The organism is Aquabacter sp. DMC10, from assembly GCF_056314145.1.
Genome location: NZ_JBQUYX010000003.1, coordinates 638,020 through 661,061, shown reverse-complemented (window position 1 = coordinate 661,061; position 23,042 = coordinate 638,020). Strand labels below are relative to the sequence as shown.

General features: G+C 68.6%; 22 protein-coding genes and 1 riboswitch. Of the genes, 8 read left to right on the top strand and 14 right to left on the bottom strand.

Annotation, left to right across the window (positions count from 1 at the left end; all coding sequences use genetic code 11):
• Positions 1-5: 5 nt before the first annotated feature.
• Positions 6-398, bottom strand: a complete 393-nt coding sequence (locus ACT54L_RS11615) for a hypothetical protein (RefSeq protein WP_476085725.1) — start codon at positions 396-398, stop codon at positions 6-8.
• 216 nt (positions 399-614) lie between these two features.
• Between ACT54L_RS11615 and ACT54L_RS11610 the strand changes: the two genes are divergently transcribed.
• A complete protein-coding gene (locus ACT54L_RS11610) occupies positions 615-995 on the top strand; it encodes a hypothetical protein (protein WP_476085724.1) in 381 nt (126 codons plus the stop codon).
• A 15-nt stretch (positions 996-1,010) separates the two neighbouring features.
• Here the strand turns inward: ACT54L_RS11610 and eutC are convergent, their stop codons facing one another.
• The 3 genes from eutC to ACT54L_RS11595 form a co-directional block, all read right to left on the bottom strand.
• Positions 1,011-1,790, bottom strand: a complete 780-nt coding sequence (gene eutC / locus ACT54L_RS11605; RefSeq protein WP_476085723.1) for an ethanolamine ammonia-lyase subunit EutC — start codon at positions 1,788-1,790, stop codon at positions 1,011-1,013.
• On the bottom strand, positions 1,787-3,175 hold the full coding sequence (locus ACT54L_RS11600) for an ethanolamine ammonia-lyase subunit EutB (protein WP_476085722.1): 1,389 nt from the start codon (positions 3,173-3,175) through the stop codon (positions 1,787-1,789). Before ACT54L_RS11600 ends, eutC begins: the two co-directional genes overlap by 4 nt.
• 88 nt (positions 3,176-3,263) lie before the next feature.
• The gene (locus ACT54L_RS11595; protein WP_476085721.1) at positions 3,264-3,944 is read right to left on the bottom strand and encodes a TetR/AcrR family transcriptional regulator; all 681 of its coding nucleotides are present in this window, start codon (positions 3,942-3,944) and stop codon (positions 3,264-3,266) included.
• Between the two features lie 101 nt (positions 3,945-4,045).
• Here ACT54L_RS11595 and ACT54L_RS11590 point away from each other — a divergent pair, with 101 nt between their 5' ends.
• The 3 genes from ACT54L_RS11590 (at position 4,046) to ACT54L_RS11580 (ending at position 8,251) form a co-directional block, all read left to right on the top strand.
• A complete protein-coding gene (locus tag ACT54L_RS11590; RefSeq protein WP_476085720.1) occupies positions 4,046-5,245 on the top strand; it encodes an acyl-CoA dehydrogenase in 1,200 nt (399 codons plus the stop codon).
• Between the two features lie 71 nt (positions 5,246-5,316).
• On the top strand, positions 5,317-6,492 hold the full coding sequence (locus ACT54L_RS11585; protein WP_476085719.1) for a CaiB/BaiF CoA transferase family protein: 1,176 nt from the start codon (positions 5,317-5,319) through the stop codon (positions 6,490-6,492).
• 76 nt (positions 6,493-6,568) lie between these two features.
• Positions 6,569-8,251, top strand: coding sequence for a thiamine pyrophosphate-binding protein (locus tag ACT54L_RS11580; protein ID WP_476085718.1), 1,683 nt, complete (start codon positions 6,569-6,571; stop codon positions 8,249-8,251).
• 6 nt (positions 8,252-8,257) lie between these two features.
• Here ACT54L_RS11580 and ACT54L_RS11575 read toward each other — a convergent pair whose 3' ends face one another.
• The 4 genes from ACT54L_RS11575 to thiO form a co-directional block, all read right to left on the bottom strand.
• On the bottom strand, positions 8,258-8,902 hold the full coding sequence (locus ACT54L_RS11575; RefSeq protein ID WP_476085717.1) for a thiamine phosphate synthase: 645 nt from the start codon (positions 8,900-8,902) through the stop codon (positions 8,258-8,260).
• Between the two features lie 3 nt (positions 8,903-8,905).
• A complete protein-coding gene (thiG, locus tag ACT54L_RS11570; protein WP_476085716.1) occupies positions 8,906-9,685 on the bottom strand; it encodes a thiazole synthase in 780 nt (259 codons plus the stop codon).
• Between the two features lie 21 nt (positions 9,686-9,706).
• Positions 9,707-9,928 carry a sulfur carrier protein ThiS gene (gene thiS, locus ACT54L_RS11565; protein WP_476085715.1) on the bottom strand — a complete coding sequence of 74 codons (222 nt, stop codon included), beginning with the start codon at positions 9,926-9,928 and terminating at the stop codon, positions 9,707-9,709.
• 2 nt (positions 9,929-9,930) lie between these two features.
• Positions 9,931-11,100 (bottom strand): glycine oxidase ThiO, encoded by a 1,170-nt coding sequence (gene thiO / locus ACT54L_RS11560; protein ID WP_476085714.1) that lies wholly within the window; start codon positions 11,098-11,100, stop codon positions 9,931-9,933.
• Positions 11,089-11,188: riboswitch (TPP riboswitch) on the bottom strand. Its footprint overlaps the gene before it by 12 nt.
• A 191-nt stretch (positions 11,189-11,379) precedes the next feature.
• Here thiO and ACT54L_RS11555 point away from each other — a divergent pair.
• Both ACT54L_RS11555 and ACT54L_RS11550 read left to right on the top strand, forming a co-directional pair.
• Positions 11,380-12,006 carry a glutathione S-transferase family protein gene (locus ACT54L_RS11555; RefSeq protein WP_476085713.1) on the top strand — a complete coding sequence of 209 codons (627 nt, stop codon included), beginning with the start codon at positions 11,380-11,382 and terminating at the stop codon, positions 12,004-12,006.
• A 45-nt stretch (positions 12,007-12,051) separates the two neighbouring features.
• Complete coding sequence (locus ACT54L_RS11550) at positions 12,052-12,495, top strand: NUDIX domain-containing protein (protein ID WP_476085712.1); 444 nt, start codon at positions 12,052-12,054, stop codon at positions 12,493-12,495.
• 1,179 nt (positions 12,496-13,674) lie between these two features.
• On the opposite strand, the gene ACT54L_RS11545 is transcribed toward ACT54L_RS11550, so the two are convergent.
• From ACT54L_RS11545 to ACT54L_RS11520, 6 genes are all read right to left on the bottom strand, one after another.
• On the bottom strand, positions 13,675-14,049 hold the full coding sequence (locus tag ACT54L_RS11545; RefSeq protein WP_209102379.1) for an SUF system Fe-S cluster assembly protein: 375 nt from the start codon (positions 14,047-14,049) through the stop codon (positions 13,675-13,677).
• Positions 14,046-15,299 carry a cysteine desulfurase gene (locus tag ACT54L_RS11540; RefSeq protein WP_476085711.1) on the bottom strand — a complete coding sequence of 418 codons (1,254 nt, stop codon included), beginning with the start codon at positions 15,297-15,299 and terminating at the stop codon, positions 14,046-14,048. Before ACT54L_RS11540 ends, ACT54L_RS11545 begins: the two co-directional genes overlap by 4 nt.
• A gap of 174 nt (positions 15,300-15,473) precedes the next feature.
• A complete protein-coding gene (gene sufD, locus ACT54L_RS11535; RefSeq protein ID WP_476085710.1) occupies positions 15,474-16,814 on the bottom strand; it encodes a Fe-S cluster assembly protein SufD in 1,341 nt (446 codons plus the stop codon).
• Positions 16,815-16,824: 10 nt separating this feature from the next.
• Positions 16,825-17,580: a Fe-S cluster assembly ATPase SufC gene (sufC, locus tag ACT54L_RS11530; protein ID WP_476085709.1), complete on the bottom strand. Its 756-nt coding sequence runs from the start codon at positions 17,578-17,580 to the stop codon at positions 16,825-16,827.
• Positions 17,581-17,695: 115 nt separating this feature from the next.
• Positions 17,696-19,165, bottom strand: coding sequence for a Fe-S cluster assembly protein SufB (gene sufB / locus ACT54L_RS11525; RefSeq protein WP_476085708.1), 1,470 nt, complete (start codon positions 19,163-19,165; stop codon positions 17,696-17,698).
• A gap of 48 nt (positions 19,166-19,213) precedes the next feature.
• Complete coding sequence (locus tag ACT54L_RS11520) at positions 19,214-20,422, bottom strand: cysteine desulfurase family protein (RefSeq protein WP_476085707.1); 1,209 nt, start codon at positions 20,420-20,422, stop codon at positions 19,214-19,216.
• Positions 20,423-20,732: 310 nt separating this feature from the next.
• Here ACT54L_RS11520 and ACT54L_RS11515 point away from each other — a divergent pair, with 310 nt between their 5' ends.
• Complete coding sequence (locus tag ACT54L_RS11515; protein ID WP_209102391.1) at positions 20,733-21,395, top strand: alpha/beta hydrolase; 663 nt, start codon at positions 20,733-20,735, stop codon at positions 21,393-21,395.
• A 261-nt stretch (positions 21,396-21,656) separates the two neighbouring features.
• The gene (locus ACT54L_RS11510) at positions 21,657-22,982 is read left to right on the top strand and encodes a class I SAM-dependent methyltransferase (RefSeq protein WP_476085706.1); all 1,326 of its coding nucleotides are present in this window, start codon (positions 21,657-21,659) and stop codon (positions 22,980-22,982) included.
• Positions 22,983-23,042: the final 60 nt, after the last annotated feature.

Here is a 23,042-nt window from a genome sequence, read left to right as displayed (position 1 = left end):
GGGGATCAGGCGGCCTGCTGGAAAGACGGCACCTCTGGGGTGCTTTCCACATGGGCCGGATTGAGCAGCTTCTCCTGGCACAGCTCCGCCAATTCCATCATCTCGGCGCCGACCGCGAGGGTGGATTGCTGGAGGAAGGCCATCTCCTTCGAGAAGGCGACGCCGGGATTTTCCACCTTGGCCAGCTCGGCGAAGAGGCGCCCCTGTTCCTGCACCTGTGTGGCGACGAACCGCTGCCAATGACTGGCGAGCGCCACAGGCAGGTCGACCCAATAGGTCCGGGCGAAGGTCATGGGCCAAGCCGCTCCGGCCGTGGCATCGGGCAACTTGAAGGGAAGCTGGGGCATTTTGCCCGTTCCCCAGCCGGGGAAGGGCTGGAACAGCGGAGAGTCACTCATGGTCGATCTCCCTGGGTAAGATGGCAGTGTATCATAAAGGCGCCGCATCGCGGCATTGCGACAGATCAAGGCCCCACTTTCTCCCACGGTCCATCTCCGGCATGGTCCCGGGACGGTACGGAAGGTTGCAGATGCCCCCTGCCTCCCCCGCGCCGGATGCCCATATGGGATGGGCCCCGCAGCGAAAGCGGGCCAAAGCCGAGGAGAAGCCGCGCCATGAGCCCGTTGCCCGACGATTTCCGCGAGATCCGCCTGGAGCTTGCCCGCGAGAAGGATCACCCGCAGGGCGCCCGCGATTTCGGCTATTCCTTCGTCGCTCCCCTTGATGAGAGCGGACGCATCGAGCCGGCCCTGTGGTCCAAGCATCGCGACGCCTGCCGCGTGGTGCGGTTCCGCCCCAACGAGGCCGATGAGATCGGCCACCTGCTGCGCCGCCCCGGCGGCAGCTGGGCCTTCCATTATGACGTGGCCGGAACCGATGACGACGAGGCGGGCTATCGCTTCGGCGACGAGCGCTTCACGGTGGGCGAATATGTGTCCATCCGCGAGGATGAGCAGATGCACACCTATCGCGTGGTGTCCGTCGACCCCGTGTGAGACCCGGCCAGCCCGTCAGCCCGGCAAGCGGGCCGGCGGGCGGCCGTCCGAGAGCAGCATGTCGCTCTCATCCTTCAGGTCGACGCCGGTGAGGCCGCGACGGAAGGCTTCCTTGATGAGCCAGGCCAGCTTGAAGGCGGCGGCCGCATGCGGGAGGCCTTCCGCCCGCACATTGGAGATGCAGTTGCGCTCGGCATCGGAGCGCCCGGCCTTCGGATCGAAGGTCAGATAAAGGCCGAGGCTGTCCGGCGAGGACAGGCCCGGCCGCTCCCCCACCAGCACCACCACGGCCCGCGCCTTCAACAGCGCCCCCACGTCGTCGCCCAGCGCCACCCGCGCCTGCCGGGCCACCACGACGGGCGCGAGGCGCCAGCCTTCGGCGGCGATCCAGGGCTTCAGCGCGGCCAGGAACGGCACCGCCTGGGCATGCACGGCGGCCGAGGACAGGCCATCGGCCACCACCAGCGCGAGATCCACCGGCGCACCTGCCGTGCCGGCTTGCGCCAGCAGGAGCCTGCTCTCATCCGACAGCCGCCGCCCCAGATCCGGCCGGCGCAGATAGACATCCCGAGAGGGAGCAGCGCTGGCCACCTCCATCACGGGAAAACCGAGGCCCTTGATGGCCGAGGCCACGGCATCGGCGTCAAAGGGCGTGTGAACCGCGTCCCGCGCCATGGCATGGGCGAGGGCAAAGCGCAGCACTTCCTGCGTGGGCAAGCTGGCGCCGGTGCGCCCCAGCGCGATGCGGGCCGGCGTGTGGCGGGCGAAGGCGAGCCAGGGATCGCGGTCGATCATGCCGCGCGCTCCGCCACGAAGCCCACCAGGGGATGGGAGCCGCTCGCCGGCAGGAGACGACCGTCCGGCCCGGCAATGCCCATGCGCTCCAGCCACGCCTCGAATTCCGGCGCCCGCTTCAGCCCGAACACCTCGCGCACATAGAGGGCGTCGTGGAACGAGGTGGACTGATAGTTCAGCATCACGTCATCGGCGCCGGGAATGCCCATGATGTAGGTGATGCCCGCTGCCGCCAGAAGGGTGAGCAGCGTATCCATGTCGTCCTGGTCGGCCTCGGCATGGTTGGTGTAGCAAACATCGCAGCCGAGCGGCACACCGAGCAGCTTGCCGCAGAAATGATCCTCCAGGCCGGCGCGGATGATCTGCTTGCCGTCATAGAGATATTCCGGGCCGATGAAGCCCACCACCGTATTCACCAGCAGCGGCTCGAACACCCGCGCCACCGCATAGGCGCGCGCCTCGCAGGTCTGCTGGTCGACGCCGTGATGGGCATTGGCTGACAGGGCCGAACCCTGGCCGGTCTCAAAATACATGGCGTTCTGGCCGAGCGTGCCGCGCTTGAGGGATTTGGCCGCCTCATGGCCTTCCTTCAGCACCGCCAGATCGACCCCGAAGGAGCGGTTTGCTGCCTCTGTCCCGGCGATGGACTGGAACACCAGATCCACCGGCGCGCCCCGGTTCATCAGCTCGATGGAGGTGGTGACGTGGGTGAGGACGCAGCTCTGGGTCGGAATGTCGAACCGCGTAATCACCTGGTCCATGAGCCGCAGCAGCTTGTCGATCACCGGCAGGCTGTCGGATGCCGGGTTGATGCCGATCACCGCATCGCCGCAGCCATAGAGCAGCCCGTCCAGGATGGTGGCCGATACGCCCGCCAGATCATCCGTGGGATGATTGGGCTGAAGCCGCACCGCCATGGTGCCGGGCAGGCCGATCGTATTGCGGAAGCGCGTCACCACGCGGCACTTGCGGGCCACCAGGATGAGGTCCTGGTTGCGCATGATCTTGGACACCGCCGCTGCCATCTCCGGCGTGAGGCCGGGCGCGAGCGCCGCCAGCACGGCAGGCGTGGCGGCCTCCGACAGGAGGAAGTCGCGGAAGTCGCCAACGGTCAGCCCGGAGACGGGCGCGAAGGCTGCGGTGTCATGGCCATCCAGGATGAGCCGCGTCACCTCGTCGGCTTCATAGGGGATGAGCGCTTCGGACAGGAAGGCCTTCAGGGGCACCTCGGCGAGGCACATCTTGGCCGCCACATTCTCTTCCGCACTCGCCGCCGCTAGACCCGCCAGCATGTCGCCGGAGCGCGGCGGGGTCGCCTTGGCCATCAGGTCCTTGAGATCGGCAAAGACGTAGCTCTTGGGGCCGACGCGGTGGGAGAACGGCATGTGGCACCTCGCCCAGACGGAGGCACCAATTACGCTCGGGAAATCTGCGTTCCTCAAGAGAAAAATTGAAGACCCGCCCGCCCCGCCCTCATGCCCCGGAAGGCAACATGCCCCGGACGATGAGGTCGTAATAGTCCAGCGCCACGTCTTCCGCGCTCTTCTCGCCGTCGGCGCGGAACCAGCGGGCCATCCAGCTGAGCATGGACAGCACGGCGCGGCCCACGATGGCCGGCTCCACCCCCCGGAACGAGCCGTCCGCCACCCCCGCCGCGATGATGGCGCGCAGCACGCCCTCGTGGGCATCGCGCAGCCGCAGGGCGTCGGCGCGATGGGCGTCCGACATGCCGGAAAAGCCCACCAGCATGGTCAGGAAGGCGTCCGAATTCTCGGCCAGGTAGCAGGCATGGGCGATCATGAAGCGCTTCAGCCGCTCGGGCGGGGGCACCTGCGCGTCGGCAGCGGCAAGGCCGACCTCGTGGAGCCCCTTCAGGGTGGCCACGATGATGGCGTCGTAGATCTCCTGCTTGGAGGCGAAGTAATTGTAGATAGCGCCCTTGGAATAGTTCATGGCCGCCGCCACCTGGGCGAGCGAACTCTCCGCATAGCCTTGCGCGGCGAACAGCCGGGCCGCCTGCTGGAGGATCTCAGCGCGCGGGTCGTTCAGCAGCGGCGGGCGACCCAGGCGACGGTCCGCGCGGGCGGCATCCGCGGGCGGCGACGGCGTTTCGCGTCCCGCATCCTCGATCCGCGCCTCAGCCTTTTTTGCCACGCTTGCTCCACCCATCTTGACAACGCCCTTGAATTATATTCCGACTGGTCGGAATGTAAAGCCTCCCAGCCGGGAGGGCCGGGAAGCCGAGGAGACCCCGCATGTCCGCCGACACCGCCACCAAGGCCGCCTTCGACTGGGCCGATCCCTTCGACCTGAACGGGCAGCTCACCGAGGAAGAGCGGCTCGTCCGCGACACGGCGCGCGATTACGCCCAGGAGAAGCTGCTTCCCCGCGTCACCTCGGCCTTCCTGGACGAGCGCTTCGACCGCGAGATCATGAACGAGATGGGCGAGTTGGGCCTTCTCGGCCCCACCATCCCCGAGGCTTACGGCGGCGCCGGCCTCGGCTATGTCTCCTACGGCCTTGCCGCCCGCGAGGTGGAACGGGTGGATAGCGGCTATCGCTCGGCCATGAGCGTGCAGTCCTCCCTCGTCATGCACCCCATCTATGCCTATGGCGACGAGGCGCAGCGCAAGAAGTACCTGCCCAAGCTCGCCACCGGCGAATGGGTGGGCTGCTTCGGCCTGACTGAGCCGGACGCCGGCTCCGACCCCGCCGGCATGCGCACCCGCGCCGAGAAGATCGACGGCGGCTACCGCCTCACCGGCGGCAAGATGTGGATCACCAATTCGCCCATCGCCGACCTCGCGGTGGTGTGGGCCAAGTCCGCCGCCCATGGGGATGCCATTCGTGGCTTCATCGTTGAGCGGGGAACCAAGGGCTTCTCGACCCCCAAGATCGAGAAGAAGCTCTCACTGCGCGCCTCCGTCACCGGCGAGATCGTGCTCGAAGGTGCCGAGATCCCGGAGGAGAACCTGCTGCCCAACGTGTCCGGCCTGAAGGGTCCGTTCGGCTGCCTCAACCGCGCCCGCTACGGCATCGGCTGGGGCGCCATGGGCGCGGCCGAGGCCTGCCTTGCCGCCGCCCGCCAGTACACGCTGGACCGCAAGCAGTTCGGCAAGCCGCTGGCCGCCACCCAGCTGGTGCAGAAGAAGCTCGCCGACATGTCCACCGACATCGCCTTCGGCCTCCAGGCCTGCCTGCGCGCCGGGCGCCTGTTCGACGAGGGTCGCCTGCCGGCGGAGACCATCTCCTACATCAAGCGCAACAATTGCGGGAAGGCGCTGGACATCGCACGGGTCGCCCGCGACATGCATGGCGGCAACGGCATCTCCGCCGAGTTCCATGTGATCCGCCATGCGGTGAACCTGGAGACCGTCAACACCTATGAGGGCACGCACGACATCCACGCCCTCATCATCGGCCGCGCCATCACCGGCATCCAGGCCTTCTTTTGATCTCCTCTCCCTCCGGCGCACCGGCGCCGGAGGGAATTTCCCGCCCGTTCCGACCTCACCGAGACCCGATCATGACCCTCCCCCTCGCCGGCATCCGCGTGCTGGAGCTTGCCCGTATCCTCGCCGGTCCCTGGGCGGGCCAGGCGCTGGCGGATCTTGGGGCCGAGGTGGTGAAGGTGGAGCGGCCGGGTGCCGGCGACGACACCCGCACCTGGGGTCCGCCCTTCCTGACCGGCGCCGATGGTGCCGATCTCGGCGCCGCCTATTTCCATGCCACCAACCGGGGCAAGAAATCGGTGGCCCTCGATTTCGACACGCCGGAAGGACAGGCCGCCATCCGCGCGCTTGCTGCCCGCTCCGACGTGGTGATCGAAAATTTCAAGCTGGGCGGCCTCAAGAAGTATGGGCTCGATTATGAAAGCCTGAAGGCGATCAATCCGCGCCTCGTCTATTGCTCCATCACCGGGTTCGGCCAGGACGGCCCCTATGCGCCCCGGGCCGGCTACGACTTCCTGGTGCAGGGCATGGGCGGCATCATGGACCTGACCGGCGCGCCCGATGGCGAGCCGCAGAAGGTGGGGGTCGCTTTCGCCGACATCTTCACCGGCCTCTATGCCACCATCGGCATCCTCGCCGCCTTGCGCCGCCGCGAGACCACGGGCGTCGGCGGCCATGTGGACATGGCGCTATTGGACACGCAGGTGAGCGTGCTGGCCAACCAGGCCATGAACTATCTCGCCTCCGGCAAGGCGCCCCGCCGCATGGGCAATGCCCATCCCAATATCGTGCCCTACCAGGTCTTCCCCGCCGCCGATGGCCATCTGATCGTGGCGGTGGGCAATGACGGCCAATATGCCCGCTTCTGCACCGTGCTCGGCGCGCCGGAACTGGCCATCGACCCGCGTTATCTCACCAACGCCGACCGCGTGGCGAACAGGGCCGACCTGACCGCCCACCTCGCCCGCCTCACCGCCACCTTTGCCCGCGACGACCTCCTGGCGAAGCTGGAGAAGGTGGGCGTGCCCGGCGGACCCATCAACACCGTCGCCCAGGTCTTCGACGATCCACAGGTGATCCACCGCGGCCTCCAGGCGGCGCTGGCGGAGGCCGGCGGCGGCACGGTTCCGGCGGTGGCGAGCCCCATCGTCCTCGACGGGGCACGCATGGTGGCCCCCATCGCCAGCCCGCGCCTCGGCGCCCATACGGCCGAGGTGCTCGCGACCCTCGCCGCGCCCTCCAAGTCGTGATGTTCCCGGCCGGCCCGGAGCGGCCGGCCTTGCCATAGGATCCAGGCGGCGCCCGGCGCCGAACAGGGAGTTGCCCATGACCACCCAGCCCGCCCCCCGCACCGGCGGCCAATTGATCGTCGACCAGCTTCTCGCCCAGGGCGTCGAGCACATCACCTGCGTGCCCGGCGAGAGCTATCTGGCGGTGCTGGACGCGCTGCACGATGCGTCCATCGATGTCATGGTCTGCCGCAATGAAGGCGGCGCGGCCATGATGGCGGAAGCCTATGGCAAGCTCACCGGCCGGCCCGGCATCTGCTTCGTCACCCGCGGTCCCGGCGCCACCAATGCCAGCCCCGGCCTTCACATCGCCGCCCAGGATTCCACGCCCCTCATCCTGTTCGTGGGCCAGGTGGAGCGCGGCATGAAGCAGCGCGAGGCGTTCCAGGAGCTGGACTATCGTGCCGTGTTCGGCTCCATCGCCAAATGGGTGGTGGAGATCGAGGATGCCGCCCGCATTCCCGAACTGGTGGCCCGCGCCTTCCGCATCGCCATGCAGGGCCGCCCCGGCCCGGTGGTGATCGCCCTGCCGGAAGATGTGCTCACCGACATGGCGGCCGTGGTGGATGCGCCCTATGTGGAGCCGGTCGCCCCCGCGCCCGAGCCCGCCGACATGGCCCGCTTCGAGCAGATGCTGGCCAATGCCCAGCGCCCGCTCTTCATCCTCGGCGGCACCCGCTGGACGCCGGAAGCCAAGGCGGCATTCGCCGCTTTCGCGGCGGCCCGTGGCCTGCCGGTGACCACCTCCTTCCGCCGCGCGGACCTCTTCCCCGCCGAGCATCCCTGCTATGTGGGCGACGTGGGCATCTCGCCCAACCCCAAGCTCGCCGAGCGGGTGAAGACCGCCGACCTCCTGGTGCTGGTGGGCGCCCGCATGTCGGAGATGCCCTCTTCCTCCTACACGCTCATCGACATTCCCGTGCCCGGCCAGCGGCTCGTCCATGTGCATCCCGGTGCCGAGGAACTGGGCCGCGTCTACCAGCCGGAGCTCGCCATCGAGGCGACGCCGGCGAGCTTCGTGCGGGCCCTGGAGCGCCTCGCCCCGGCCCTGCCCGGCCCGTGGGAAGCGCAGACGCAGGTCGCCCGGGCGGAGTATCTGGCCTGGACCGAGAAGGCGCCCGCTCTGCCTGGCCCGTTCCAATATGGCGAGGCCATGGTGTGGCTGCGGGACACCCTGCCGGCCGATGCCATCATCTGCAATGGCGCCGGCAATTACGCCACCTGGATTCACCGCTTCTTCCGCTTCCGGTCCGGCGCGTCGCTGCTGGCGCCCACCTCCGGCTCCATGGGCTATGGCGTGCCGGCGGCGGTGATGGCCAAGCGGCATTTCCCGGAGCGCACCGTGGTGGCCTTTGCCGGCGACGGCTGCTTCCTGATGAACGGCCAGGAATTCGCCACCGCCGTCCAATATGGCATTCCGCTCATCGTGGTGGTGCTGGACAATGGCATGTTCGGCACCATCCGCATGCACCAGGAGCGGGAATATCCCGGCCGCGTCTCGGCCACCCGCCTCGTCAATCCCGATTTCGTGGCCTATGCCCGCGCCTTCGGCGGCCATGGCGAATTGGTGGAGCGCACCGAGGATTTCGCCCCCGCCTTCAAGAGGGCGCAGGAGAGCGGGCTGCCCACCATCCTGCATTGCCGGCTCGATCCCGAGGCCATCACCCCCGCCCGCAGCCTGACCGCCATTCGCGAGCAGGCTTTGGCGGCCAAGGGCTGAGACGTCCTACCCGGCGGGCGCTGCGCCCGCCCAGGCGGCGAGGAGGTGGCGCGCCTCCGCGTCCGGTCGCGCGGCCCGCATGACGCCACCCATGACCGCGAAGCCAGCAACGCCCGCCGAGCGGCACATGGCCACATTGGACGGTTCGATGCCGCCCAATGCCAGCAGCGGCACCGGACAGAGCCCCGCCAGCCGGGCGAGGCCCGCCGCCTCAAGGGCCGGGCCATAGCCGGGCTTGGACTTTGTCAGGAAGGCCGGCCCCGCCACCACATAATCGACCACGCCGGGCAGAACCCGCGACGCCTCGTCGGCACCGTGGACGGACTGGCCGATGAGCGCCTCCGGTCCCAGCAGGGCACGGGCGGCGGCGGCATCGCCATCCCCCGGCAGATGGACGCCATCCGCGCCGGCCGCCTTCGCCAGTTCAGCCGAACCGTGGAGCAGTACGCGGCCGCCGAAGGGCGCGGCGGTCTGCTTGAGGGCGGCGAGCAGGTCGATCTGCTCGGCCGAGCCCAAGTCCTTTTCCCGCAGGCTGATCCACCGCACCCCGCCGGCGCAGGCGGCGGCCACGATCTCGGCCAGCGGCGACCGCGCCTGGGTCCGGTCGGTGATGAGCAGCACCGGCGGATCGGGCAGGCGCGCAGGCGCCATGGATCAGGAGCCCACCAAGCCGAATTCGGGGCTGGAGGCTTCCGCGTGGGTCTTCTTGGGGATGCGGCCCGAGAGCCGGGCGAGGCGCCCGCCTTCCACCGCATGCCGGAAGGCGGCGGCCATGCGCACGGGATCATGGGCCTTGGACACCGCCGTATTCAGCAGCACGGCGGAGCAGCCCAGTTCCATGGCCTGCGCGGCATCCGAGGCGGTGCCGATGCCCGCATCCAGCACCACCGGAACCGGCGAGCGGGCGCAGATCAGTTCGATCATGTGCGGGTTGGCGATGCCGAGCCCCGTGCCGATCATGGACCCCAAGGGCATGACGGTGGCCGCGCCCAGATCCGCCAGCTTCTGGCAGGTGACCGGGTCGTCATTGCAATAAGGCAGCACCACGAAGCCGGACTGGACCAATTGCTCGGTGGCTTTGAGCAGCTCCTCCACATTGGGATAGAGCAGCTCCCGGTCGCCGATCACTTCCAGCTTGACCCAATTGGTCTCCAGCGCCTCGCGGGCCAGCTCGGCGGTGAGCACGGCGTCCTTGGCGGTCTGGCAGCCGGCGGTGTTGGGCAGGATATGGACGCGGCCGGTGAGGAGGTCGGTGAGGCTTTCCTCATAGCCGGACAGGCTCATGCGCCGGATGGAGGCGGTGGCCATCTCGGAACCCGAGGCGGCGAGCGCGTCCAGGAACACCTTCTGGTTGGGATAGCCCGCCGTGCCCAGGAACAGGCGCGAATTGAAGGTGCGGTCGGCAATAACGAGGGGATCGGATAGGGTGCTCATATTTTTTATCCCGGGCAGCGATCAGCCACCCTGCTTGGCCTGGATGATCTCGACCGCGTCGCCGGCGGCGAGCGGATGGGCGGCCCAGCGGGTGCGGGGCACCACGGACCCGTTCACAGCCACCGCGATGCCCTTGCGGGCCGGGTCGACGCCCTTGGCGTCGAGGAGGGCGGAGACGGTGTCCACCGGCAGGGCCTCGGCCGCGCCGTTGATCTTCAGGCTGATGGGGTTCGTCGCAGGCATGGCTACTCCGCCGCGGCGCGAGGGGTGAAACGGTCGACGCCGAACGGCGCCGCCAGCGGATCGGCCCGGCCCTCCAGCACCAGGTCCACAATGACCTTGGTGGTGACGGGCAGCAGCAGGATGCCGTTGCGGTGGTGGCCGGTGGCGTGGATGAGGCCCGGCACGCCGGAGGCGCCTAGGATGGGGGCATCGTCCCGGCTGCCGGGGCGGAAGCCCACCCATTGCTCCAGGATGGGCAATTCCTCGATGGTGGGCACCGCCCGCCAGGCATGGGTGAGCAGCGCCAATTGGCCGCCGGCTGTGATGGTGGTGTCGAAGCCCTTCTCCTCCACCGTGGCGCCCAGGATCAGCCGGCCATCCTTGCGGGGCACCATATAGATGCCCGGCCCCCACACCACATGGGTGAGCACGGGATTGGCCGGGTCCATCTGGAGGGACAGCATCTGCCCCTTCACCGGACGCACCGGCAAGGGCGAGGCGGGTGCGATGGTGATGCTGCGCGACCAGGCCCCGGCGGCGAGGATGACCACATCAGCCGCATGCAGCCGGCCACCGATGCGCACCCCGCGCGCCACGCCGCCGGCGCTCTCCACGGCGTCCACCGGCGTGTGCTCGTGAATGCGGGCGCCGGCCTGTTCCGCCGCCACCTTCAGCGCCGCCGCCACCTGGCGGTTGTCGGCTTGGTGGTCTTCCGGGCACCACAGTGCACCGGCGAGGCGGGTGTTGAGATGGGGCTCGCGGCGCCGCGCCTCGGCGGCGGAGAGCCATTCCACCGGCAAGTCATGCTTGCGGTGAAGCGTCAGTTGGTGGCGCAGCTTGCCGGCATCGTCGGCGTTCAGCGCCACCACCAGGGTGCCGCTTTCCCGATAGCCCACGTCCTGGCCGCTGGCGGCTTCCAGATCGGCGGCGAAGCCGGGCCACAAAAGCTGGCTCTCCCGGTTGAGGGCGAGCAGGTCTTCCTCGCCCGGCTCCAGCTCGGCGCAGGCGGCGAGCATGCCGGCGGCGGCATGGCTGGCGCCCTGGCCGGCCACTCCGGCATCGAAGAGATCGACGCTGGCGCCCGCTTCCGCAAGGCGCCAGCCGATGGCAAGGCCGATCACGCCCGCGCCGATGATGGCGATGCGGGGGCGGTCGGCGGGGACAGAATTAAAGGACGACAAGCCTTGGCTCATCGGCTCCTCCCTACGCTGGAATGACCCAGACAGGTTCGATGGGTATGATCTCAGCCGCACATGATGCGCGGCACCCCAGGCCGTTCGGACAGTATCGCGCGATGACCCTTCGACGGCAAGGGAAACCGACCGGGCGGCCCGCGCGGTGAGGCCGCACCAGCCCGGCGCCCCTTCCCACCTGCCCGCTCTAGCTTGGGCCGGGCGGAAGGGCAATGGCGGCGGTGCGGATCGACAGAGGCAATCGTTCCCCCTATGTTCTCGCCCACAGGAGGATTCGCCATGAAGCTTTATTGGGCCCCCCACAGCCGCGCCTTCCGCACCCTCTGGCTGCTGGAGGAATCCGGCCTGCCCTATGAACGCGAGCTGGTGCCGCTGGGCAGTGCGCGCCTCAAGAGCGCGGAATACCGGGCCATCAATCCCATGATGAAGGTGCCCGCCTTGGAGGACGGCCCGACCCGGCTCGCCGAGAGCGGCGCCATCTGCGCCTATGTGGCGGACCTCGCCCCCGACGGACGCCTCGCGCCTGGCATCGGCGATCCCGCCCGCGGCGCCTATCTGCATTGGATGTTCTTCGATACGGCCTGCATGGAAGCCGCCTTCGTGGAGCGCATGGCGGGCGTCGCCATTCCCTCCCGCTCGGCCGGCTGGGGCAGCTTCGACCAGGTGATGGGCGTGCTGGAGGACCAGTTGGCCACCGGGCCGTGGGTGCTGGGCGAGCGCTTTTCCGCCGCCGACATCATGCTGGGCATGAGCCTGTGGTACGGCATGCACCTGCTCAAGCTGGTGAAGGACCGGCCGGTGCTGGAGGCCTATGTGGCCCGCTGCGTCGCCCGCCCCGCCTTCCAGCGCGCCGAGGCCATCGAGGCGGAAGGCCTCGGCGAGCTGGAGAAGGCCGCCAGCGCCTGAGCCGGGCCTTGCGGCGCGGGGCCGGAAGGCGTTTAGAGTCTGACCATGCTGCCCTTCCGCCCGCTCCTGCGCCGCATCACCCATGGCCTCACCCTCGGCGTCCGCACCATCGTGCGGGACGAGGACGGCCATGTGCTGCTGGTCCGCCACGGCTATGCGCCCGGCTGGCATCTGCCGGGCGGCGGCGTGGATGCGGGCGAGAGCGCCGAGGCCGCCGCGCGGCGGGAATTGCTGGAGGAGACCAATGTCTCCGCCACCGCGCCGCTTGTGCTGCACGGCCTCTATTTCAATGCCCGCTTCGGCGGCCGCGACCATGTGGCCTGCTTCCTCGTGCCCGCCTTCTCCCGTGGCCCGACGCCCAAGCCCAATGCGGAAATCCGCGAGATCGCCTTCTTCCCCCTCGACGCGCCGCCCGCCGACACCTCCCCCGGCACCGCCCGGCGCCTTGCGGAAGTGCGGGGCGAAATGGAGCGGACGGATCGGTGGTGAGGGGGCCTGATCTTGCGGCGCCCGCGCGCCCTCCCTGTTCCCTCTCGCCCCCTCCCTATCCCTCCCCCGCCTTGCGGGAGAGGGGATTTTGGTGCGCTTGGCGGGACGCTGGCTCTGCTCTGCCTCAGCGTCTGTCATCCCAACCTCTCCCCCGGCGGAGCCGGCCCCCTCTCCCGCGAAGCGGGGGAGGGTTGGGGAGGGGGAATTGCGGACGGTGAAGCGTTCCCCTCCCCCAAAGCTGCGTCCTGCCCCGGCCCTCTGCCCCCTCCCTATCCCTCCCCCGCCTTGCGGGAGAGGGGACTTTCGTGCGCTTGGGCGGAGCGGTGGCTCTGGGCGTGATGGGCGTCTGTTATCTGGACCTCTCCCCCGGCGGAACCGGCCCCCTCTCCCGCAAAGCGGGGGAGGGTGGGGGAGGGTGGGGGAGGGTGGGGGAGGGGGCAAGGACACAACGCCGCAATCCTGCCCGCCCCTCTGACGCCCCCAGCGCCAACACCCCCGCCAAAGGCGAGGTGGAGGGATGCGGGAGCGGCCGGCGCGCGGCGGCGCGCCGTAGAAGTGTGGGATGAGGTGGAGCCGCGCTCCGTCCGCTCCCGCGCGGGGATTTATGGCCTCGGCCCTGCGCCGCGTGGGCAACAGGTTCTCCCATCAGCACCGGCCGAACCACTGCCGGATCAGTGCGCCTGGGCCTTCAGCCTCCTCTGCTAACGGGCGCGAGGTGCGTTAAGCCCCGTCCCGTCGGACACCCGCCCCCGACACCACCCGTCAGGCCGCTCCGGACGCGCCCCTCCTTGGTGCCAGGTGGGACTACCCTAGCAGAGGCGACCACAAATAGGAATATTATCTAGGATATTTTCTTAATTCGGTCATTGCGGCTCTCGCCCTACCCCCTCCCTAACCCTCCCCCGCTTTGCGGGAGAGGGGACTGCGGGGCGCCCAGTCAGGGTGGTGGTTCTGCCCGTCACCGGCGTCGGTGATCCCGACCTCTCCCCCAGCGCCACAGGCCCCCTCTCCCGCAAAGCGGGGGAGGGCTGGGGAGGGGGAATGCAGGGAAAGGCGGGCAAGGGGAAATAGGGCCAAGACCAGGCCGGCCGCCCTCCCCCAAAACGCACGACGCCCGCCGCTGCGTAGGCAGGGCGGGCGTCGAAACCATCGGGCTTGCCCCGGCTCAACCGGCGCAGGTCACCACAGATTGAGCGTGGCGCGGGCCTCTTCGGACATGCGGCCCTGGTCCCACGGCGGGTCGAAGGTGATGTCCACGGTGACGCCGGCGACGCCGGGGACCGTATTCACCGCTCCTTCCACCATGCCGGGCAGTTCCGCCGCGGAGGGGCAATTGGGGGTGGTCAGGGTCATCTCCACGGCCACGGTGCGGTCGTCGGCGATGTCCACCTTGTAGATGAGGCCCAGCTCGTAGATGTCCACCGGGATCTCGGGATCATAGACGGTCTTGAGCGCGCCGACGATGTCGTCGGTCAGGCGCGTCAATTCCTCTTCCGGGATGCCGGACTGGAACTGCGGAACGTGGGGCGTTTCGTTGGTCAGCGTATCGGTCATGCGAACAAATCCTGCGCCTTCACGAGCGCCTCGGCAAGGCGATCCACGTCGGCACGCGTATTATAGAATGATAATGATGCGCGACAGGTGGCTGTCACCCCATATCGGGCGAGCAAAGGCTGGGCGCAATGGGTGCCGGCGCGCACCGCCACCCCATAGCGATCCAGCACGGTCGCCACGTCATGGGGATGGGCGCCCTTCAGCTCGAAGGAGAGGATCGCCCCCTTGCCCGCGGCGGTGCCGAAGATGCGCACGGAATTGAGCGCCCCCAGCTTTTCGTGGGCATAGTCGGACAGCTCGGCCTCATAGGCGGCGATGGCCGGGCGGCCCACCACTTCCATATAGTCCAGCGCCGCGCCAAGGCCGATGGCCTGGACGATGGGCGGCGTGCCGGCCTCGAAGCGGTGGGGCGGGGCGGCATAGGTGACGCGGTCCTCGCTCACCTCGCGGATCATCTCGCCACCGCCCTCATAGGGCGCCATTTCGGCCAGCAGCTCCCGCTTGCCATAGAGCGCGCCGATGCCCGTGGGCCCATAGAGCTTGTGGCCGGTGACCACGTAGAAATCCACGTCCAGGTCGCGCACGTCCACCGGCATGTGCACGGCGCCCTGGCAGCCATCCACCAGCACCTTGGCGCCCACCGCATGGGCGGCGCGCGCGATCTCCTTCACCGGCGTCACCGTGCCCAGCACGTTGGACATCTGGGTGATGGCGACGATGCGGGTGCGCGGCGAGAGCAGCGCTTTGAAGGCGTCCAGGTCGAAGCTGCCATCCTCCTGCACCGGCGCCCAGCGGATCACCGCGCCCTTGCGCTCCCGCAGGAAGTGCCAGGGCACGATGTTGGAATGGTGCTCCATGATGGACAGGATGATCTCATCCCCCGGCCCGATCTCCTGGCCAAGGCTGGAAGCGACGAGATTGATGGAGCCGGTGCCCGAGCGGGTGAAGATGATCTCGTCAGGGGAGGCCGCGTTCAGGAACACACGCACGCTCTCGCGCGCCGCCTCGAAGGCCTCGGTGGCGGCATTGGCGAGATAGTGCAGGCCGCGATGAACGTTGGAATATTCGCTCTCATAGGCCTGCCGCATGCGGTCCAGCACCTGGCGGGGCTTCTGGGCCGAGGCGGCATTGTCCAGATAGGTGAGCGGGTGGCCGTTCACCACCAAAGAGAGGGCGGGAAAATCGGCGCGCACCGCCTCCACGTCGAAGGGGCGGGTGGCGGATGAAGGAGCGGACAAAATGGCGGTCATGAAACAGGTCCGATGCGCGTTGGGCCGCCGCGCGCGATCACGGCGCGGCCGGCGCTGCGTTGACGATCACCTTCCGGTGCCCTCCGGGCGCGGTGCGGGCCTTATGCCCGCCCGACGCCTCATATTAGGACCGCAGTCCGGCGGCGCGAACCCGCCGGACTGTCGCGCGACCGTTCAGCCGGCCCGCTTCTTCAACCAGGTGACGGCGCGGGTCATGAGGGCCTCGCGCAGTTCGTCATGCTCCACGAACTCGATGGCCTCGCCCACGAAGGCCTGGATCAGCAGCGCCTCCGCTTCCTTGGCGGGGATGCCGCGGGCCATGAGATAGAAGAGCAGGTCCTCATTGATGGCGCCGGCGGTGGCGCCGTGGCCGCACTGGACGTCGTCGGCGAAGATTTCCAGCTCCGGCTTGTTGTCCATCTCCGCCGCCTCGCCCAGCAGAAGCGCCTGGCTCATCATGCGCCCGTCGGTCTTCTGGGCCTCACGGCGCACGATGATCTTGCCCTGGAACACGCCCTTGGCCTCGTCCGCGAGCACGGTCTTGAACAGCTCCCGGCTTTCGCAATGGGGCACCACATGGTCGAGCAGCAGCGTGATGTCCGCATGCTGCCGGCCCCGCGCCAGGGTGGCCCCACGCAGCGCGCCCTGCGTATGGGCGCCGGCGAAGCGGCCATAGACGGACAGGCGGGAGGCCGCCGCCCCCGAGGTGAGCGCGAAGGAGTGGAACTTCGCGTCCTTGCCGAGGCGCGTCAGGAAGGTGCCCAGATGCAGGGCGGCATCGCCCTCTTCCTGCACCCGCACATAGTCCACATGGGTGTGATCGCCCACGAACAGCTCGACCGCGTCATTGGTCACATAGGCCCGGCCGTCCGGCCCCTGGAAGCTCTCCACCAGCGTCAGCTTGGCGCCGGCGGCGACATCCACCAGGCGGCGGGAGAAGAGGGTCGCGGGCTCATCGCCGGTGAAGATGTGAGCGACGTGAAGGGGGCGCTCGATCTTCGCGCCCTCGGCCACATGGATCACCAGACCCTCGCCCAGATAGGCGGTGTTGAGGGCATAGGGCCCGTCATAGCGCTCGGGGGCCAATGTGCCGAGCTTTTCCACCGCGCCCCGGCCCCCGGCCAGCGCGCTGGCGAGCGGCAGCACGGAGAGCCCGGCCTCCAGGCCGTGCAGGTCCGAATGGGCGCGGGAGAGCACGCCGTTCACGAACAGGATGCGGCGGGCGCCGGGGATGGACAGGGCCCGGAACGAGCCTTCCGCAGCATCCGCGTCGGAGAGCGCCCCGGCCGGGGTCGGCGCGGTGCGCAGGAGGGCGCGCAGGTCCGTATATTTCCACTCCTCCACCCGGCGATGGGGCAGGCCGAAGCGGGCGAAGGCGTCGGCATCGGCCCGGCGCAGCGTGGTGATGCGGGCGCCGAGTGGGCCCTCCACCGGATCGGAGACGAGGCGGGCCTCAAGAAAGCCCTTCAGGGCCTCCTCGGCCGCGGTGCGCGGCGGCTGGTTCTGGATGTTCATGGCCGGATCCTCACGCCGCGTCCTGGCCATAGGCCGCATAGCCGGAGGCTTCCAGCTCCAGCGCCAGCTCCTTGCCGCCGGAGCGCACGATGCGGCCCTTGTGCATCACATGGACCACGTCGGGCACGATGTGGTTCAGGAGGCGCTGATAGTGGGTGATGACCACCATGCCCCGGTCGGGACCGCGCAGGGCGTTCACGCCCTCGGCCACCACTTTCAGCGCGTCGATGTCGAGGCCGGAATCGGTCTCGTCGAGGATGCAGAGCTTGGGCTCCAGAAGCGTCATCTGGAGGATTTCGTTGCGCTTCTTCTCGCCGCCCGAAAAGCCCACATTGACGCCGCGCCGCAGCATCTCCTGGGAGATGCCCAGCGGCGCCGCCTTCTGCTTCACGAGGCGCAGGAAGTCGGGCGTGGAGATTTCCTCCTCGCCGCGCGCCTTGCGCTGGGCGTTCAGCGCCGTGCGCAGGAAGGTCATGTTGGCGACGCCGGGGATCTCGATGGGATACTGGAAGGCCAGGAACAGGCCGGCGGCGGCGCGGGCGTCCGCCTCCATCTCCAGGAGGTTCTGGCCGTCGAGCAGCGCCTCGCCGTCGGTGACCTCATAGTCTTCCTTGCCGGCGAGCACATAGGACAGGGTCGACTTGCCGGAGCCGTTCGGCCCCATGATGGCGTGAACCTCGCCGGGATTCACCGTGAGGTCGAGGCCGCGCAGGATGTCATTGTCCTCGATGCGGGCGTGCAGGTTCTTGATTTCGAGCAGAGCCATGGTGGTGTCCGTTTGGTTGGCGCTGCCGCCGGCCGCGGCGCCTTTCAGGGGGCCGCGCGGGGCGCGCGATCACAAGGGATGCGGCCGGACGCCCCGGCCGCGAATAGGTCGGGCCTCAGCCCACCGAGCCTTCCAGGCTCACCGCGATGAGCTTCTGGGCCTCCACGGCGAACTCCATGGGCAATTGCTGGAGCACGTCCTTGACGAAGCCGTTGACGATCAGCGCCACCGCTTCCTCCTCGGAGAGGCCGCGCTGGAGGCAGTAGAACATCTGGTCCTCGGAGATTTTCGAGGTGGTGGCCTCGTGCTCGAAGACGGCGCTGGAATTCTTCGCCTCGATATAGGGCACGGTGTGCGCCCCGCAGCGATCGCCGATCAGCAGGGAATCGCAATTGGTGAAGTTGCGGGCGTTGGTGGCCTTGCGGTGGGCGGTCACCTGGCCGCGATAGGTGTTGTCCGAATGGCCGGCGGCGATGCCCTTGGAGATGATGCGGCTCGACGTGTTCTTGCCGAGATGGATCATCTTGGTGCCCGAATCCACCTGCTGGTAGCCGTTGGAAATGGCGATGGAATAGAACTCGCCCTGGCTGCCGTCGCCGCGCAGGATGCAGCTGGGATACTTCCAGGTGATGGCGGAGCCGGTCTCCACCTGCGTCCAGGAGATCTTGGAATTGGCGCCGCGGCAATCGCCCCGCTTGGTGACGAAATTATAGATGCCGCCCTTGCCGTCCTTGTCGCCGGGATACCAGTTCTGGACGGTGGAATATTTGATCTCCGCGTCCTTCAGCGCCACCAGTTCCACCACGGCGGCATGGAGCTGGTTCTCGTCGCGCTGGGGCGCGGTGCAGCCTTCCAGATAGCTCACATAGGCGCCCTCGTCGGCAATGATGAGGGTGCGCTCGAACTGGCCGGTGTTGCGCTCATTGATGCGGAAATAGGTCGACAGCTCCATGGGGCAGCGCACGCCCTTGGGGATGTAGACGAAGGAGCCGTCGGAGAAGACCGCCGTGTTCAGCGTGGCGTAGAAATTGTCCGAGACCGGCACCACCGAGCCCAGATACTGCTTCACCAGCTCGGGATGCTCGCGGATGGCTTCCGAGATGGAGCAGAAGATGACGCCGGCCTTGGCCAGCTCCGCCTTGAAGGTGGTGGCCACCGACACGCTGTCGAACACCGCGTCCACCGCCACCTTGGGCGCGCCGCTCTCGATGCCCAGCAGCGCCTCGCGCTCGCGCAGCGGAATGCCGAGCTTGTCGTAGGTGGCGAGGATCTCGGGATCGATCTCGTCCAGCGACTTGGGCTTCGCCTTGGGGGCGGCGTAATAATAATAGTCCTGGAAATCGATCTTGGGATAGCTGACCCGGGCCCAGGTGGGCTCCTCCATGGTCAGCCAGCGGCGGAAGGCGTCGAGGCGCCATTCCAGCATCCATTCCGGCTCGTTCTTCTTGGCCGAGATGTAGCGGACGGTGTCTTCCGTCAGGCCCTTGGGGGCCTTCTCGCTCTCGATATCGGTGACGAACCCATACTTGTACTGATCGACGTCGATCGACTTTGCGAGGTCGATCGTCTCCTGGACCGCAGGCATCTTCCTGTCTCCTCTCCCGCGCGGGTTCAAGGCCCGCGGGTCAAGTCCTCATGCCACCCGTGCCGGGCGGCTGCTCAAACGCGGCACCGCGCGGCCGAGCGCCGCCAGTGCCAGATCCACATCCTCTTCCCCGCTCGACCAGCCGAGCGAAAACCGTATGGCGCCCGCCGTCGCCTCTGGCCCGAGGCCGGACGCCGCCCCCATGGCCGCAAGCACATGGGAAGAGCCGACCTTGCCCGAGGAGCAGGCCGAACCGGCGCTCACGCGGATATGGGCGAGATCGAGCGCAATGACCAGGGTTTCGGCCTTCAGGCCCGGAAACACCGCGCAGACCGTATTGGGCAGGCGCGCCGCACCCGCCCCCGCGATCCACGCGTCCTGGAACAGGTCCACAATCCCCGTTTCGAGCCGACGGCGCAAGCCCGTCAGGCGCATGGCTTCCGCTTCCAAATGGGTCGCTGCATCCGCGGCTGCGGCGCCGAAACCGGCCATGGCCGGCACATTCTGCGTGCCGCCCCGCCGCCCCCGCTCCTGCCCCCCGCCCGCCATCAAGGGCACGCGGGCGCGGCTGTCGGGATGGGCGACCAGCGCCCCTGCCCCTTGCGGCCCGCCCAGCTTGTGGGCAGACAGGGTGACGAAATCCGCCTTCAGGCCGGCGAGGGTGACATCCACCCGCCCGGCCGCCTGGACCGCGTCGCAATGGACGACGCCATCCGCCGCATGCACCCGATCCGCCGCCTCCGCCACCGGCTGGAGGACGCCCGTCTCATTATTGGCGGCCATGAGGGAGAGGTAGGGGCGAAGACCCATGGCAGCAAGGGCGGCGAGCCGGTTTTCGAGGGCTTTGAGATCGATTACGCCGTCCCCGTCCACCGGGATCACTTCCACCTTGTCGGTGGGGAAACGATGGCCGGACAGGACGCAAGGGTGCTCCACGGCCGAGACCAGCAGCACGTCGCAGGTCACCGGCCGGCCGGCAATCTCCAGTTCGGGATGAAGGATGGCGCTCGCCGCCTCGGTGGCCCCCGAGGTGAAGGTCACGCCGCGCGGATCGGCATCCAGAAGGGCTGCCACCTGGCCGCGCGCCCGCTCCAGACGCGCGCGCGCGCCGCGCCCGTCCGCATGCACGGAAGAGGCATTGCCGCCCGCCTCCAGCGCCTCCAGGAAGGCCGCGCGGGCCGCCGGACGCAAAGGCGAGGTGGCGTTATGGTCGAGATAGGCGACCCGGGGCGGAGCGGTGAGGGGCGCCGTGCTCATGCCGCGCCCTCCAGGGCAAGACCCCATGCAGCCGCTCGCCGGCGCTGGGGGAGCCATCCCCCTCGCCCGAGCCAAGGCTTGCAATTGCGCCCGATCTCGGTCATACCTCAAACTTCATCCGATCCTGCCTTGCCGCGAGACCACTCTCGCACGCCCGGCCGGGAGAAATTAGAATTATTCTAAATAGATAGGGTGGCGTCCGGGCTGAGTCAAGACGTCGAACGCTGACGTCCGAGCGGGACGCACGGTTCCGGGTGACCCGGAAGCGAGATCCCCGACTTCGCCGTGCTGCCCAGAGGTTGCGGACTCCATGCCAGAAGTCATCTTCACCGGCGAGAAGGGGCGGCTCGAAGGCCGCTATCAGCCCGCAAAGACGCGCAATTCCCCGATCGCCATCATTCTTCATCCCCACCCCCAGTTCGGGGGCACGATGAACAATCCGCTGGTCTACAATCTGTATTATCAGTTTGTGAACCGCGGCTTCTCGGTGCTGCGCTTCAATTTCCGCGGGGTCGGCCGCAGCCAGGGCTCGTTCGACCATGGCACCGGCGAACTCTCCGACGCCGCCGCCGCGCTCGACTGGGCGCAGTCGGTCAATCCCGATGCGCGCGCCTGCTGGATCGCCGGCGTCTCCTTCGGCGCCTGGATCGGCATGCAGCTCCTGATGCGCCGTCCCGAGGTGGAAGGCTTCATCTCGGTGGCCGCTCCGGCGAGCCTTTATGACTTCTCCTTCCTCGCCCCCTGCCCCTCGTCCGGCCTGTTCGTGCATGGCGACAAGGATGCGGTGGTGCCTACCTCGGCGGTGGCCACCCTGGTGGAGAAGCTGAAGACCCAGAAGGGCATCGTGATCGAGCAACAGATCGTGCCCGGCGCCAACCACTTCTTCGACGGCAAGAATGACGAGCTGATGAGCGTGGTGGGCACTTATCTCGACAAGCGCCTGCCCGGCACCCGCAAGGACAGCGCCGCCTGAGCCTGCGGCGGCGCCGAAGCGGCGGACCGTTCAAGACACCTGAAGCGCCCGGCCCCACGGCCGGGCGTTTCGCGTTTATGGCGGCCCCGTGGGATCGGGGACGGGCTCTGCTCCGCCCCGGTGAGGACGGGCCGTCGCCGGTCGGCCCCGGCCGGCCATGCCCTCCCGCGATCCGCGCCCCTTTCAGTCTGTCACGCAACTGCTTTAGCGTGGTCGTCATGGGTCCGGTTCACCACATCTATGGTGCGCGGGAGGGGGATGATGGGACACGAAACGGAACCGGCCGAGGGGCGCGTCCGAACTCTCGCGGACCGGCTGTTGGCCCTGTGGGATCATCTGGGGCTTGAGGCCGCCCATGTGGCCACCCAGATGCCGGGCAGCCTCGCCGGTTTTGCGGCCGCCCATCCGCAGCGGATCGCCGGCCTCCTGTTCCATGAGCCGGTGGGCTGCGAGCCCGCCGCCTTCGCGGCGCTCGCCGACCGCCTGACGGTGCTTGCCGGCGATGGCGGCACCTCCGCCCAGATCGCGGCCGTGATCGCGGCCGCCCTTCCCGAGAGCCGACGGCGCACGCTTGAAGGCTATGCCCAGCCGGGATGGGCCGATCATGTGCGCGACCGCACGGACGAGGTGATCGCCGCGGTGAGGGATCTGCCCGGCACGGCGACGCCACTCGCCCGCGCGCCCGCCAGCGGCCTCCATGCCGGCATCAGCTATGACATCCGGGGAACGGGGCCGGCCCTCCTTCTCTTCCCGCTCTTCCTCGCCCCCACGCAGTGGGATGCCGCGCTGCCCCACCTCGTGGAGCATTTCACCGTGATCCGGCTGGGCGGCGCCCATCTCGGCGGGGTCGCCTTGCTGGAGGACCGCGCCGGCAGCCCCAGCTATCGCGGCATGTTCACCACCTTGTTGGACATCATCGACCCCGCCACCACGGACCACATCCTCGATGTGGGCTCCGGCTCGGGCGCGCTGGCGCGGATGGCGGCCCGGCGAACCGGTCACGTCACCGCCTGCGACATCAACGCCTATATGGTGCGGGAGGGGGCGGACCTTGCCGCCCAGGCGGGCCTCGGCGACCGGATCACCTTCCGCGAGGCGGATGCCGAGCATCTGCCGTTCGCGGACGGGAGCTTCGACCATGCCTATAGCGTGACGGTGCTGGAGGAATGCGACGCCGACCGCGCCCTTGCCGAGCTGTTCCGCGTGGTGAAGCCCGGCGGCCGGGTGGGCGTCATCGTGCGCGCCATTGACGGCCGGCACCAGTTTTCCGCCGATCTGCCCGAGGCCATCCGCGCCAAGGTGGAAGGGGTGCCACCCATGGTGTCGCCCGCGGGCGTCGCCGATGTCAGCCTCTATCGGCGGATGCGCGCGACCGGCTTCCAGGACCTGGCGCCCTGCCCGGCCACGCCCGCCTTCGCGCGCGGAAGCAGCTTCTGGGGCTTCATCGTCGGGCGGCTGGAGCCGCGGCTCACCGCCGGGGAGCTGGACGTGTTCCGCGCCGCCCTTTCCAAGGCCGAGGCGGAGGGGGCGCTTTTCGTCACCTTCCCCCATCACGCCGTGGTCGGCACCAAGCCCGCCGGGGCTTGACGCCATTTGCAGCCCAGCGGGATCGCGCTCCAACGTATTGGATAGAGACGGATTCCCCCC

Excerpts from the sequence above, each read along its gene's own strand:
- ACT54L_RS11600 (WP_476085722.1), bottom strand. The coding sequence starts at position 3,175 with ATGCCGTTCTCCCACCGCGTCGGCCCCAAGAGCTACGTCTTTGCCGAT.
- ACT54L_RS11555 (WP_476085713.1), top strand. The coding sequence starts at position 11,380 with ATGAAGCTTTATTGGGCCCCCCACAGCCGCGCCTTCCGCACCCTCTGG.
- ACT54L_RS11540 (WP_476085711.1), bottom strand. The coding sequence starts at position 15,299 with ATGACCGCCATTTTGTCCGCTCCTTCATCCGCCACCCGCCCCTTCGAC.
- ACT54L_RS11545 (WP_209102379.1), bottom strand. The coding sequence starts at position 14,049 with ATGACCGATACGCTGACCAACGAAACGCCCCACGTTCCGCAGTTCCAG.
- ACT54L_RS11515 (WP_209102391.1), top strand. The coding sequence starts at position 20,733 with ATGCCAGAAGTCATCTTCACCGGCGAGAAGGGGCGGCTCGAAGGCCGC.
- eutC (WP_476085723.1), bottom strand. The coding sequence starts at position 1,790 with ATGATCGACCGCGATCCCTGGCTCGCCTTCGCCCGCCACACGCCGGCC.
- ACT54L_RS11585 (WP_476085719.1), top strand. The coding sequence starts at position 5,317 with ATGACCCTCCCCCTCGCCGGCATCCGCGTGCTGGAGCTTGCCCGTATC.
- sufD (WP_476085710.1), bottom strand. The coding sequence starts at position 16,814 with ATGAACATCCAGAACCAGCCGCCGCGCACCGCGGCCGAGGAGGCCCTG.
- ACT54L_RS11575 (WP_476085717.1), bottom strand. The coding sequence starts at position 8,902 with ATGGCGCCTGCGCGCCTGCCCGATCCGCCGGTGCTGCTCATCACCGAC.
- ACT54L_RS11520 (WP_476085707.1), bottom strand. The coding sequence starts at position 20,422 with ATGAGCACGGCGCCCCTCACCGCTCCGCCCCGGGTCGCCTATCTCGAC.
- ACT54L_RS11590 (WP_476085720.1), top strand. The coding sequence starts at position 4,046 with ATGTCCGCCGACACCGCCACCAAGGCCGCCTTCGACTGGGCCGATCCC.
- ACT54L_RS11610 (WP_476085724.1), top strand. The coding sequence starts at position 615 with ATGAGCCCGTTGCCCGACGATTTCCGCGAGATCCGCCTGGAGCTTGCC.
- ACT54L_RS11510 (WP_476085706.1), top strand. The coding sequence starts at position 21,657 with ATGGGACACGAAACGGAACCGGCCGAGGGGCGCGTCCGAACTCTCGCG.
- thiG (WP_476085716.1), bottom strand. The coding sequence starts at position 9,685 with ATGAGCACCCTATCCGATCCCCTCGTTATTGCCGACCGCACCTTCAAT.
- sufB (WP_476085708.1), bottom strand. The coding sequence starts at position 19,165 with ATGCCTGCGGTCCAGGAGACGATCGACCTCGCAAAGTCGATCGACGTC.
- thiO (WP_476085714.1), bottom strand. The coding sequence starts at position 11,100 with ATGAGCCAAGGCTTGTCGTCCTTTAATTCTGTCCCCGCCGACCGCCCC.
- ACT54L_RS11580 (WP_476085718.1), top strand. The coding sequence starts at position 6,569 with ATGACCACCCAGCCCGCCCCCCGCACCGGCGGCCAATTGATCGTCGAC.
- ACT54L_RS11550 (WP_476085712.1), top strand. The coding sequence starts at position 12,052 with ATGCTGCCCTTCCGCCCGCTCCTGCGCCGCATCACCCATGGCCTCACC.
- thiS (WP_476085715.1), bottom strand. The coding sequence starts at position 9,928 with ATGCCTGCGACGAACCCCATCAGCCTGAAGATCAACGGCGCGGCCGAG.
- ACT54L_RS11615 (WP_476085725.1), bottom strand. The coding sequence starts at position 398 with ATGAGTGACTCTCCGCTGTTCCAGCCCTTCCCCGGCTGGGGAACGGGC.
- sufC (WP_476085709.1), bottom strand. The coding sequence starts at position 17,580 with ATGGCTCTGCTCGAAATCAAGAACCTGCACGCCCGCATCGAGGACAAT.